Raw genomic sequence first — 12,867 nt, forward strand, 5'->3', positions numbered from 1 at the left:
CGCTCTCCCCTAGCCGAGCTCTTTGTCCAGCAGCGAGAGCAGCTCTCCCGCCGAGGCCGAACTGATCTGGTCGACGATGGCGACCGGTGATCCGGCGCTCGCCATCGAACGGACTCGGCCCTGCACTTCGCCGAGCAGCGTGGAAAGGGCGGCCTGGTCCTTGGCGGCGAGGGTGCGGAAGGCGTCCTCGAGCCGGGCGCCCAGGTTCTCGATCTCCTTCGCCAGGTGATCGGCCGGGGAGCCCTGGCCGGCCCCGGAGTCGGGGGTGATCCGCGCGTTCAGGAACTGCGCGAGGGCGCCCGGGTTGGGGTGGTCGAACACGAGCGTGGCGGGCAGCTTCAGGCCGGTCACCGCCGCCAGCTTGTTCCGCAGTTCCAGCGCCGTGAGCGAGTCGATGCCCAGTTTCTTGAACGCCGCGCTCGGACCGATCCGCCCGGTGTCGGCGTGGCCGAGGACGATCGCGGTCTGCGTGCGGACGGCATCGAGCAGCACCGTCTCCGCGTCGGCCGGCGGCAGCGACCTCAACCGCTGCGCGAGGGCGATACCGGCAGGCTCCCGGCTGTCCGGGCCGCCGGCTGCGGCGGTCGTCCCGGTCAGGCCGCGCAGCAGCGGCGAGGCCGTGGCGCCGGCGTCCGGTGTGCCCAGTGCCGCGAGGTTCAGCCGCACCGGCACCAGCACCGGCTCGTCCACCGTGAGCGCGGCGTCGAAGAGGGCGAGCCCTTCCTGCGACGACATCGGCTGCACGCCCTGCCGCCCCAGGCGTACGACGTCCGCGTCGCCGAGGTCGGCGCTCATCTCGCTGCGCTCGGCCCAAAAGCCCCAGCACAGGGAGGTGGCGGGCAGTTGCTCGGCGCGGCGGGCCTGGGCGAGGCCGTTGAGGAACGCGTTGGCCGCCGCGTAGTTGGCCTGTCCCGCCGTCCCCAGGACGCTCGCGATGGAGGAGAACAGCACGAACGCGGACAGCTCCAGGTGCCTGGTCTGCTCGTGCAGGTGCCAGGCACCGTGCACCTTCGGTGCCAGGACCGCGTCGATACGGTCCTCGGTCAGCGCCTCGACGACGCCGTCGTCCAGCACGCCCGCGCAGTGGATGACCGCCGTCAGCGGGTGTGCGGAGGGCACCGCGGCGATCAGTTCGGCGACGGCCTCACGGCTCGTGACATCGCAGGCCACGACCTCGGTCTCGGCGCCCGCGGCGGTCAGTTCCTCCCGCAGCGCTGCCGCCGCCGGAGCCGCCGGCCCGCGCCTGCTGGTCAGCAGCAGCCGGCGTACGCCGTGCCGCTTCACCAGGTGCCGGGCCAGCAGGGCGCCCAGGCCGCTGGTGCCGCCCGTGATCAGCACCGTCCCGGCGCCGAGGGCGGGCCCGTCCGGCGCGGATGCGGCGGGGGTGTGCGCCAGGCGGGGGGTGGTCACGCCGCCGGTGCGGATCTTGAGCTGGGGTTCCCCGGTGGCGGCCGCCGCCGGGACCAGGGCCCGGGAGGCGGGCTGGTCGTCGATGTCCACGAGCGTGAACCGGCCGGGGTTCTCGGTCTGCGCGGTGCGGACGAATCCCCAGACCGCGGCCGCCGCGGGATCGGGGTGGGGAACGTGCTCGTCGCGGAACGCCTCCCGCGTCACGATGACCAGATGGGAGTCGGCGAACCGGTCGTCGCGGAGCCAGGCCTGCGTCCAGCGCAGCACCCGGTGCAGGGTGCGCTCGACGGCGGCGGGCGTGTCACCGCCGTCGGCGCCCGCCCGGTCGAGGGCGGCGATGACGACGGGGGGTATCTCCCCTTCAAAGGCGGCGAGTTCGTCGAGATCGGCGAAGAGCTCCGCGTCCTGTCCCACCGCGTCGGCCGCTCCCAGCACCGCGTACCGGCCGGCCGCCCCCGCCCCGCCGGGCGGGACCGTGAGGGGGGTCCAGTCCTGCTGGAACAGCGCGTCCTGGTGGTCGAAGCCCAGCGCGGTCAGCTGCTCGACGTCCGCGGGCTCAAGGCTCAGCGAGGCGATGCCGCCGACGGGTGTCCCGTTCTGGTCCGCGAGGGTCACCGACAGCGCGTTGTGCCCCGCGGGGGCGAGACGGACGCGCAGGCCGGTCGGCCGGGCGGAGTTCACGCGCAGGCCCGTGCAGCGCAGCGGCAGCCAGCCCTCGGGCCGGGAGTTGTCGACGAACTGTCCGAGGCCGATCGGGAGCAACGCGGCGTGCAGCAGCGCCGGGTGGATGCGGAACCGGCCCTGGTCCGCGCCGTCGGGCTCGGCCGGCTCCACCTCCGCGAACAGCGTGTCGCCCTGGCGCCACACCCCCTTCAGGCCGCGGAAGCGGGGCCCGTAGCTGAAGCCGAGGGCGGACAGCCGGGCGTACTCGTCCTCGAAGGGCACCGCGGCCGCGCCCGCGGGAGGCCACGCGGCGAGGCCTTCCGCCGCAGGAGCTGCCGAGGTCCCGGTCCCGGCGGCCCCGACGGCGTTGCGCGTCCACTCGTCCTCGCCCTCGCCCCGTGAGTACACGCTGATCACCTGCTTGCCGTCGACCACGACGCGGATCTCGCGATCGGCCGTCCGGGACAGCACCAGCGGTGTTTCCAGGGTGAGTTCGTCGACGACGTCGCACCCCACCGTGTGCGCCGCCCACATCGCCAGCTCCGCCAGCACGGTGGCCGGCACCAGGACGGCGCCGTGCACCACATGGTCGGCGAGCCACGGGTGGCGTTCCGGCGACAGGCGCCCGCTGCCCACCACCCCGCCGCTCTCCCCGTCGCCGGGCAGATCGATCACGGCGTCGAGCAGCGGGTGGTCCGACGTGCTCGCGGTGGTGGTCTCGCCGGGGGTGTTCAGCCAGTAGCGCTGCCGCTGGAAGGCGTACGTGGGCAGTTCGGCCCACCGGCCGTCCCGGCCGGGGAACGCCGCCTGCCACGACACCGCGAGGCCCGCGACGAAGGCCTCGGCCGCCGACTGGTACAGCCGCGCCAGGCCGCCCTCGTCGCGGCGCAGCGAGCCCACCGCGAACCCGGTGGCGCCGGGGGTGGTGTCGAACATCTCCTGGATGTTCATCACGAGCAGCGGGTGCGGGCTGAGCTCGATGACCGCGCTGTGCGGCTCCTGTTCGACCAGGCGGCCCATGGCGGCGGCGAACTGCACAGGCTCCCGCAGGTTGCGGTACCAGTAGGCCGCATCGAGTTCCAGCGGGTCGATCGGCCCGCCGGTCACCGTCGAGTAGATCGTCACCGGTGAGGGCAGCGGGGTGATGCGGCCCAGCTCGTCCTGGAGCCGGCCGTCGAAGCGGTCCATCAGCGGCGAGTGGCCGGGCACGCTGGACTTGATCAACCGGGCGCGGGCGCCCTCGGCCTGGCAGGCGGCGACCAGTTCCTCGACCGCCTCGCTCTCACCGGAGACCGTCGTCGAGTTCGGTCCGTTGACCGCGGCGATCCCGATCCTCGATTCCCGCCCCTGAAGCAGTTCCCGCACCCGGTGTTCGGGCAGCAGGATCCCGGCCATGCTGCCCTGCCCGGTGACGGTGGCCAGGAGCCGGGACCGCAGGGCCACGATCTTGGCCGCGTCGGGCAGGGTCAGAGCGCCGGCGACGTAGGCCGCGGCGATCTCGCCCTGGGAGTGGCCGATCACCGCATCCGGTGTCACCCCCAGCGAACGCCACACCCGCGCCAGCGACACCATCACCGCGAACAGCACCGGCTGGACGACGTCGATGTCCTCCAGGTCCGCCGCCGCCGGCCCGCCGCACACGGTGTCGATCAACGACCAGGACACCCACGGCTTAAGCGCCTGCGCGCAGGCGCGCAGTTCCTCGGCGAAGACCGGGGAGGTGTCCATGAGTTCGCGGCCCATCGCGGCCCACTGCGCCCCCTGGCCCGGGAAGACGAACACCGTCTTGCCCACCGGCTTGGCGACTCCGGACACCGCGGCGGCCGGGCCGGGCTCGTCACCCGCGGCCACGGCGGCCAGCGCGGCGAGCAGTTCGTCCCGGTCGGCGCCGATCACCACCTGGCGGTGCTCGAACAGCGAGCGCGTCGTCACCAGCGCATGCCCCACGGCCGGCAGGTCGGTGCCGGGGGTCGCGGCCACGCTGTCCCGCAGCCGCAGTGCCTGCTCCCGCAGCGCCGGAGCCGACCGCGCCGACAGCACCCACGGCACCGCCCCCGGGGCGGTGCCCAAGTCCTCTTCTGCGGCGGGCGGTTCCGCCCGCACCTGGGGTGCCTGCTCCAGGATCAGGTGCGCGTTGGTGCCGCTGATCCCGAACGACGACACGCCCGCGCGGCGGGGCCGGCCGGCCGGGGCGGTCCACTTTCTGGCCTCGGTCAGCAGCTGAACCGCCCCGTCCGACCAGTCCACGTGCGTCGTCGGGCGGTCCACGTGCAGCGTCTTGGGCAGCATCCCGTGCCGCATCGCCATGATCATCTTGATGATGCCGCCGACGCCCGCCGCGGCCTGGGTGTGGCCGATGTTCGACTTCAGCGACCCCAGCCACAGCGGGCTGCGCGGGTCGCGGTCCTGGCCGTAGGTGGCCAGCAGCGCCTGCGCCTCCATGGGGTCGCCCAGCCTCGTGCCGGTGCCGTGCGCCTCCACCGCGTCCACCTCGCCGGCCGACAGCCCGGCATCGGCCAGGGCTGCCCGGATCACCCGCTGCTGCGCCAGTTCGTTCGGCGCGGTCAGCCCGTTGGACGCGCCGTCCTGGTTGATGGCCGAGCCGCGGATCACCGCCCAGACGCGATGCCCGTTGCGCAGCGCGTCCGACAGCCGCTGAAGGACCAGCACGCCGGCGCCCTCGGAGAAGCCGGTGCCGTCCGCGGCCTCCGCGAACGCCTTGCACCGGCCGTCGGCGGACAGGCCCCGCTGCCGGGCGAGTTCCACGAACATCCCCGGCGTCGGCAGCGTCGACACCCCGCCGGCCAGCGCCAGCGCGCACTCCCCGGAGCGCAGGGACCGCACGGCCTGGTGGACGGCGACCAGCGACGACGAGCACGCGGTGTCGGTCGACACCGCCGGGCCCTCGAGCCCCAGCACGTACGCCACCCGGCCCGAGGCCACGCTGGTGTACGTCCCCTGGATCGCGAAGCCCTCCACGTCGCCGGCGGCCCCGCCGCCCATCCGCGGGCCGTAGTCGACCGCGTAGAGGCCGGTGAACACGCCGGTCGCCGAGCCCCGCAGGCCGGCCGGGTCGATCCCGGCCCGTTCCAGCGCCTCCCACGACGTCTCCAGCATCAGCCGCTGCTGCGGATCCATCGCGAGGGCCTCGCGCGGGCTGATGCCGAAGAACGGCGCGTCGAAGTCCGCGAGATCGGGCAGGAAGCCGCCCGAGCGGGTGTACGTCTTCCCGCGCGCCTCGGGATCCGGGTCGTACAGCGCCTCCACGTCCCAGCCGCGGTCCTGCGGGAAGTCGCCCATCGCGTCCACCCCGCCGGACACGAGCGACCACAGCCCGTCGGGGGACGTCACCCCGCCCGGGAAGCGACACCCCACACCCACGACCGCGATGGGCTCGCGGGCGGACTCCTCCAGCTCGCGCACCCGCTCACGCAGTTCCTGCGCATCGCCGACGGCGCGTCGCAAGTAGGACCGGAGCTTGTCGACATCCTCCACCAGGGCCTCCCCCAACGGTTGTTCAGAAGAAAGGTGTGGCTACACGTATCCGCGGTCGATCAATGCGTACAGATCGTCATCACTGCGGCTTTCCGGGCTTGTGTCCTCCTCCGGTTCCGGGGCCTCGGGTTCGAGGAGGGAGAAGAGGTGGCGGGCGAGCGCCTGCGGGGTGGGGTAGGTGAACGCGACGGTGGCCGGCAGCCGCACCCCGGCCGCCGCGGTGAGCCGGTTGCGCAGCCCCACCGCCATCGAGGAGTCGAAGCCCAGGGCCTTGAACGTCTCGCCCGACCGTGCCGCGAGAGCGGCGCCCGTCAGGCCCGCGTCCTTCGCGCTCAGCAGCGCCGCCGTCTTGGCGCACACAAGGGTGAGGACCGCTGATTCCGAGCCCAGGTCCGCCGCCCCGGCACTCGCCGCCTGCGCGGCAGGGCTGTGCGTGGCGCCGGCACCGTCGGGCGCCGTCAGCCAGTACCGCTGCCGCTGGAAGGCGTAGGTCGGCAGGCCGATCCGGCGCGGCCGGTGTGCGGTGAACACCGCCGTCCAGTCCACCGGCACCCCGCGCACGTGCAGTTCGGCCAGCGACGCCAGGACCTTGCCCGCGCTCCCGTCGTCCTTGTGCAGGGTGCTCACCACCAGCGGCGGGCGGGCCAGCTGGTCGGCGGCCTCCGCCATCGCCACCTGGAGCACGGGATGCGGGCTGACCTCCACGAACACACCGCCGCGCTCGCGCATCAGGCCGTCGACGACCTCGCCGAACCGCACCATCGAGCGCAGGTTGTCGTACCAGTACGTGCCGTCGAGGACGCGGGTGTCGAGCAGTTGGCCGGTGACCGTGGAGTGGAACTCCACCGCCGACTTCCTCGGCGCGACGCCCGCGGTGTCCGCGAGCAGCCGGTCACGGATGCGTTCGACGTGGTGGGAGTGGGAGGCGTAGTCCACGTTGACCCGCCGTACCCGGATGCCGTCACCGGCCGCCGTCGCGGCGAACTGCTCCAGCGCCTCGTCGTCCCCGGAGATCACCACGGAGGCCGGCCCGTTGACGGCGGCCGCGGACAGCCGCCCGGGCCACTGCCGCAGCCGGTCCTGAACCCAGGCCAAAGGCGCGGCCACCGCAGTCATCCCGCCCAGGCCGGCCAGGTCGGTCAGCGCCTTGCTGCGCAGGGCCACGATCTTGGCCGCGTCCCCCAGCGAGAGGGCGCCCGACACGCAGGCCGCGGCGATCTCGCCCTGCGAGTGCCCCACCACCGCGTCCGGGACCACGCCCAGCGAGCGCCACAGCTCGGCGAGGGAGACCATCATCGCGAACAGCGCCGGCTGCACCACGTCCACCCGGTCCAGCGACGGCGCCGACCGGGCGCCGGTCACCACGTCCACCAGCGACCAGTCCACCCACGGCGCAAGGGCGCGCGCACAGTCGTCGATCCGGCGGGCGAAGGCGTCCGACTCCGCGTACAGCTGCCGGCCCATGCCCAGCCACTGCGAGCCCTGGCCGGGGAAGACGAAGACGACCGGGCCCACCGGCCCCGTGGCCTGCCCGCGCACGGCGCGCGCCGCGTCGCCGCCCGCCGCCACCAGGTCGAGACCGGCCAGCGCCTCCTCGCGGCCGGCGCCGAGCACCACCGCCCGGTGCGCGAACAGCGACCGGGTGGACACCAGCGAGTGGCCCACGTCGGCCGCCGACAGCGACGCGTCCGCGGCCACGAGATCCCTGAGGCGGGCCGCCTGCTCCCGCAGGGCCGGCTCCGAACGCGCCGACAGCACCCACGGCAGGACCCGGGAAGCGCCGGCGGAGGTCAAGTGCTCGTCGGTTGCCGGGAGTTCGGTCCGCTCCTGGGGGGCCTGTTCCAGGATCACGTGCGCGTTGGTGCCGCCCATGCCGAACGCCGACACCCCCGCCCGGCGCGGCCGGCCGGGCCCGCCCGGCCAGGGCCGCACGGTCCGGGGAACGTCGAAGTCGTGGTGGAAGTCCGTGATGGCGGGGTTCGCAGAGCGGAAGTTCAGGCTCGGCACCAGCTGGGCGCGGTGAACGCAGAGCGCCGCCTTCACGAAGCCGGCGATGCCCGCGGCCGGCTCCAGGTGCCCGACGTTCGTCTTCACCGAGCCGATCGCCAGCCGGCGGCTGCGGCCGGTTTCCCGGAACACCTCGCGCAGACCGGCGATCTCCGCCGGGTCACCGAGCCGGGTGCCGGTGCCGTGGGCCTCGACGTAGTCGACCGTCTCGAAGGCGATGGCCGCACTCTCGAGGGCGGACAGCACGGCCGCCGCCTGCCCGGCGGGGCTGGGATCGGGCATCCGGGTGGACGCTCCGCCGCTGCCGACGCCCCAGCCGCGCACCACCGCGTAGATGTGATCGCCGTCGGCGACGGCGAGGTCGAGCCGCTTCAGCACGACGAACGCCCCGCCCTCGCCGCGGGCGAAGCCGCTGGCCCGTTCGTCGAAGGTGAAGCAGCGGCCGTCGGGCGACAGGGCGCCCAGATTCGCCAGCGCGCCGCCCGCCTCCGGATCGACGATCAGGTGCACGCCGCCCGCGATCGCCGTGTCGATGGCGCCGCTGCGGATCCGCTCGCAGGTCAGCGCCAGCGACACCAGGGAGGAGGACTGGCCCGAGTCCGCGCAGAAACTCATGCCGCGGACGTCGAACAGGCTGGAGATCCGGTTCGCGATCAGCGCACCGCTGGAGCCGAGCGCGGCGTAGTGGTCGTCCCGGTCGCTGCCGGACTGCTTGCGCAGCAGGTCGTACCCGGAGGGCGCGGCGCCGACCACGACATCGACCGCGCGGCTGGCGAGCGCGCCCGCCGGGATGCGGGCGTCCTCGACGGCCTCCCAGGCGAGTTCCAGGCCCAGCCGCTGCACGGGGTCCATGGCGGCCGCCTCCGCCGCGGGCACGTGGAAGAACTCCGCGTCGAAGGCGTCGACGGAGTCGAAGAACGACCCCGCGTTCAAGGTGGCGGCGTCCGGGTGGGAGGCGTGCCGCCAGTGCGCGTCGGCGGCCCGCTGTTCGGGGAACGCGGCGACGGTCGACTCCCCCTCGACCAGCAGGCGCCAGAACTCGCCCAGGTTGTGCACGCCGGGGAAGCGGCACGACATCCCGATGACGGCGACATCGCCGGCTGCGCCACTCATACGCTGTCCTTCCGGTGTCCCTCGGGGTACGGCTCTTGCGGGCGGCTGCGTCGCGCTCACAGCCAACGGGTCAGCACCTTCCGCAGCTCGTCCGGCGCGTCCATGAAGTCGTAGTGGCCGCCCTCGAGCACCCGGAACTCGACCGAGTCCGCGTACCGGCGCCAGCCCTGAAGGTCGCCGAGGCCCACGTCCGGGTCGTCCCGCCAGTGCAGTACGACGACGGGGCAGTCCACCGCGGCCGGCTCCTGGCGCCGGTAGGCCCCCGCGGCGGCGTGATCACGCAGCAGCACCATGAGGCCGAGCTCGACCATGTCCGGGCGCGGCTCGATGCCCCGGCCGCGGATGAACGACTCGACCTCGGCGCGCAGTTCGGGCTCGGTCATCGTGAGCATCCGGTCGCGCGTGGCGTCGTGCGGGGCCGGCTGGCCGGACACGAACAGGCAGTCCGGGGTGGGCAAGCCGCGTGCGGCGAGCCGCAGCACGGTCTCGTACGCGGGCAGCGCGCCCGCGCAGTGCCCGAAGAACGCGAACGGCCCCTCGAGCAGCGGCGCCAGCGCGTTCGCCAGGCCGTCGGCGAGGTTCTCGTAGGTGCCGTAGTGCGGATGGGCCAGCCGGTTCTCGCGGCCGGGGAACTGCACCGGGCAGACCTCGATGTCGTCGAGCGCTGCCGGCCAGGCGCTGAAGGCGGAGGCCCCGGAGCCGGAGAAAGGGAAGCAGAAGAGCCGGGCGGCGTGGCCGGTGGACGGCGGCCGGACGAACCACGGCGACGCGGCGGTGGTGGAGCCGGAGGTCATGGCGTGGGCCGTTTCTGCGCGACGATGGGGAGGTGGGTCATCCCGGCGATGAAGTACGACCGCAGGTGCTGCGGTTCGCCGGCCAGGTCGATCGAGGCGAACCGCTGGAGCAGTTCCTCGAAGAAGATCCGCAGGGTCATCCGGGCCAGCGGCGCCCCGATGCAGAAGTGCGGCCCGAACCCGAACGCGATCTGGCGCTTGGCGTTGGGGCGGGTGATGTCGAAGGTGTGCGGGTCGGGGAACTGGGCGGCGTCCCGGTTGGCCGACCCGATCCACGCGACGACCGCCCCGCGGGCCGGGATGGTGCCCCCGCCGATCGTCACGTCGTCCACGGCGTACCGCATGAAGTTGCAGGCGGCCGAGGTCCAGCGCAGGCCTTCCTCGACCAGGTTCGGGATCAGCGTCGGGTCTGCCTGCGCCTTCTCGAACTGCTCGGGCCGCTCGATGAGCGCGTGCACGGTGCCCGAGACGGTGTGCGGCGTCGTCACGTTGGCGCCCAGGAGGATGCTGTAGCCGTCGAGGGCGATCTCCTCGTCGGTCAGCGGTGCGCCGCCCGGGCGGACGCTCATGAGGTGGTGCAGGAGGCTGTCGTCCTCCTCGCCGCTCGCCCGCCGCGTCGTGACCCAGTCCTTGACGTAGGTGACGAGCTCGTGGTGGGAGATGGCGAGGGTCGCCGCTTCGCTGCCCGTGCGGAAGTGCGGGTCCGAGGGGGCCGTCACCATCGCGGTCAGCTGGACGAGTTCTTCCCAGTCCTTCTCCGGGATGCCCAGGAGCGGGCCCGTGACCATCGCCGGCAGGAGCAGCGCCTTCTCGGCCAGGTCGAAGGGCTCGCCGTCGAGCGCGGGCTGCAGGAAGCGCTGGATCGTCCGGCGGATCGTGTCCTGCCAGGACTTCACCGCCCGCGCGGTGAGCTTGGAGCCCAGCGGCCGGCGGACCTCGGTGTGCCGGGGCGGGTCGGTGGACGTCAGCAGCACGCCGGCCGCGACGTCGTCGGTCCCCAGGTGGGTGGGCACCGTGCCGCGCTCCGAGGTGAACTCGCGGTGGTCGCCGAGCACCCGGCAGACGTCCTCGTAGCGGGTCACCGACCAGAACTCCCGGCCGTCCGGGAGGACTTGGTGGTGCAGCGGTGCCCTCTCGCGCATCACGTCCCAGATCGGGTGCGGATCGCCCGAGGTGTACAGGTCCAGGTCGAACAGGTCGACGCTGGCGAGGTCGATGTCGCGCCCGGCCCCCGGCGTCAACCTCACGTCCCCGCCCTCCCCTGTTCGATCAGCTCGGCGACCCGGGCCGGGGTCTGCGCCAGGTAGAAGTCGCGCACGGACAGCTGGACGCCGTAGTCCTGCGCCACCCGGTCGATGATCTTGATGCCGGTCAGTGAATTCCCGCCGAGCGTGAAGAAGTCGTCCTCCACGCCGACCTCGCGGCCGCCCAGGTGTTCCGCCCACAGCTGAGCGATTTCCTGCTTCAGCGACACCGGCGCACTCGAAGGCGCGGCTTGTTGTTCCATGCCAGTCTTTCCTTCCTCCGGGGCCCTTTGCGCTGTCCCGCCGGCGAGACACATTCCGTGAATGGCCGAATTGAGTGTCGCGTGAATTCCCGTCCGCTCACACCGTGTTGGCGGCCTGCCGCATGCGCCGGCCGGTGAGGTTGAGGGTGGACCGGCGCGCCCGCATGCTGGCACCCCCGAAACATCCGCTCCCGAAGAAACCGTCCCGCCGGCGGGACAGGGCAAGTGGACAACATATGACGGCGCTGAAGGCGCAGTGGAAAAGCAGTGGAATAGCAGTGGAATAGAGGGGGCAAACGACGTGGGACACACCGGCATGGACGCGGACGTGGTGATTGCGGGCGCCGGGCCGACGGGCCTGATGCTCGCCTGCGAGCTGCGGCTGGCGGGCGTCGACGTGATGGTCGTCGAGCGGCTCGCGGCGCGCACGGGCGAGTCACGGGCCGGCGGGATGCACTCCCGCACCCTGGAGGTGCTGGACCAGCGCGGCATCCTGGACCGCTTCCTGGCGGCCGGCGCGCTGCAGCCGGTGGGCCACTTCTCCGGCCTGTATCTGGACTTCGACGAGTCCGAGTCCCGGCACCCCTACCCGCTGATGATCCTGCAGTCCGACATCGAGCGGCTGCTGGAGGAGTGGGCGGCCGAGCTCGGCGTGCGGGTGCGCAGGTCGTGCGAGGTGACCGAGGTGCGCCAGGACGCGGCCGGCGTGACGGTCGAGCTGAACACCGGACAGGCGACCCCCGCGCCGCTGCGCGCCCGCTACCTCGTGGGCTGCGACGGCGGGCGCAGCACGGTGCGCAAGCTGGCCGGCATCGGCTTCCCCGGCACCGAGGCGACGATGACCGCGCTGATCGGCGACGTCGAACTGCCCGATCTGCCCGAGGACTACGTCTGGGTGCGGCGCTGTCCGGCCGGCGACTACTCGGCGATCGCCTTCGAGCCGGGCTGGTACCGGGTGATCACCTCCGAGTACGACCGGGTCGCGGACCGGGACGGACCGGCGACGTTCGAGCAGCTGAGGGAGTCTCTGATCAGGGTCGCGGGCACCGACTTCGGCATGCACAGCCCGCGCTGGGTGTCCCGGTTCAACGACGCCGCACGGCAGGCCGAGCACTACCGGCAGGGCCGGGTGCTGCTCGCGGGCGACGCGGCGCACATCCATTTCCCGGCCGGCGGGCAGGGCCTGAACATGGGCGTGCAGGACGCGGTCAACCTCGGCTGGAAGCTCGCCTCGGTGGTGCGCGGCCGGGCGCCGGAGAGCCTGCTGGACAGCTACCACGCCGAGCGCCACCCCGTCGGGGAGCGCGTGCTGCACAACACCCGGGCGCAGTCGGCCCTGGCCCGCCCCGGCGCCCAGACGGACGCGCTGCGCGAGGTGTTCGGCTCGCTCATGGTGCTCGACGACGTCAACCGGTCGCTGCGTCTGATGCTGACCGCGCTGGACATCCGCTACCCGGCCGACGGCGACCATCTGCTGGCGGGCCGCCGGGTCCCCGACGCCGGCCTGAAGACGGCCGACGGCGCCACCCGCGTCCACGAGCTGCTGCACGCCGCCCGCCCCGTCCTGCTCGACCTGCGCGGCAGCGCCGAGGTGGCGGCGCTCGCCGCCGGCTGGGCCGATCGCGTCGACCTCGTCGAGGCGCGCAGCGAGGACGACCACTGGAGTGTCCCGGCCGTCGGCGACATCCCCGCTCCCGGCGCGCTCCTGGTCCGCCCCGACGGCCATGTCGCCTGGGCGGCCGCCGCCGACGCCGCGCCCGACACCGGCGCGCTGCGCACCGCCCTCGCCACCTGGTTCGGGCCGGCTCTGCCGGGGTGAGACACCGCCCGACGTGACCGGTTCGCGGGACGCTGTCGGTCACGTCGGGCTGGCGTGAG

6 protein-coding genes are annotated in these 12,867 nt (G+C 73.5%); 1 reads left to right on the forward strand and 5 read right to left on the reverse strand.

Translation table 11 applies throughout. The features are described 5' to 3' along the window. Positions 1-9 precede the first annotated feature (9 nt). Genes AB0I98_RS42855 through AB0I98_RS42875 form a run of 5 tightly spaced genes read right to left on the reverse strand, consistent with a single transcriptional unit; the run spans position 10 to position 10,989 of the window. The gene (locus AB0I98_RS42855; RefSeq protein ID WP_362951454.1) at positions 10-5,568 is read right to left on the reverse strand and encodes an SDR family NAD(P)-dependent oxidoreductase; all 5,559 of its coding nucleotides are present in this window, start codon (positions 5,566-5,568) and stop codon (positions 10-12) included. A gap of 39 nt (positions 5,569-5,607) precedes the next feature. Then, entirely contained in the window at positions 5,608-8,688 is a 3,081-nt protein-coding gene (locus tag AB0I98_RS42860; protein ID WP_362951455.1) for an acyltransferase domain-containing protein, read from the reverse strand. Positions 8,689-8,744: 56 nt separating this feature from the next. Further along, positions 8,745-9,482: an alpha/beta fold hydrolase gene (locus tag AB0I98_RS42865; RefSeq protein ID WP_362951457.1), complete on the reverse strand. Its 738-nt coding sequence runs from the start codon at positions 9,480-9,482 to the stop codon at positions 8,745-8,747. Further along, entirely contained in the window at positions 9,479-10,729 is a 1,251-nt protein-coding gene (locus AB0I98_RS42870; RefSeq protein ID WP_362951459.1) for a cytochrome P450, read from the reverse strand. Before AB0I98_RS42870 ends, AB0I98_RS42865 begins: the two co-directional genes overlap by 4 nt. Next, a complete protein-coding gene (locus tag AB0I98_RS42875) occupies positions 10,726-10,989 on the reverse strand; it encodes a phosphopantetheine-binding protein (protein ID WP_362951460.1) in 264 nt (87 codons plus the stop codon). The genes AB0I98_RS42870 and AB0I98_RS42875 overlap by 4 nt, the downstream gene beginning before the upstream one ends. Before the next feature lie 301 nt (positions 10,990-11,290). On the opposite strand from AB0I98_RS42875, the gene AB0I98_RS42880 reads away from it, so the two are divergent. After that, a complete protein-coding gene (locus tag AB0I98_RS42880) occupies positions 11,291-12,808 on the forward strand; it encodes an FAD-dependent monooxygenase (RefSeq protein ID WP_362951461.1) in 1,518 nt (505 codons plus the stop codon). The last annotated feature ends 59 nt before the right edge of the window (positions 12,809-12,867 follow it).

Origin of the sequence: Streptomyces sp. NPDC050211 (assembly GCF_040656035.1) — a bacterium.
GTDB lineage: Bacteria > Actinomycetota > Actinomycetes > Streptomycetales > Streptomycetaceae > Streptomyces.

Excerpts from the sequence above, each read along its gene's own strand:
- AB0I98_RS42860 (WP_362951455.1), bottom strand. The coding sequence starts at position 8,688 with ATGAGTGGCGCAGCCGGCGATGTCGCCGTCATCGGGATGTCGTGCCGC.
- AB0I98_RS42865 (WP_362951457.1), bottom strand. The coding sequence starts at position 9,482 with ATGACCTCCGGCTCCACCACCGCCGCGTCGCCGTGGTTCGTCCGGCCG.
- AB0I98_RS42875 (WP_362951460.1), bottom strand. The coding sequence starts at position 10,989 with ATGGAACAACAAGCCGCGCCTTCGAGTGCGCCGGTGTCGCTGAAGCAG.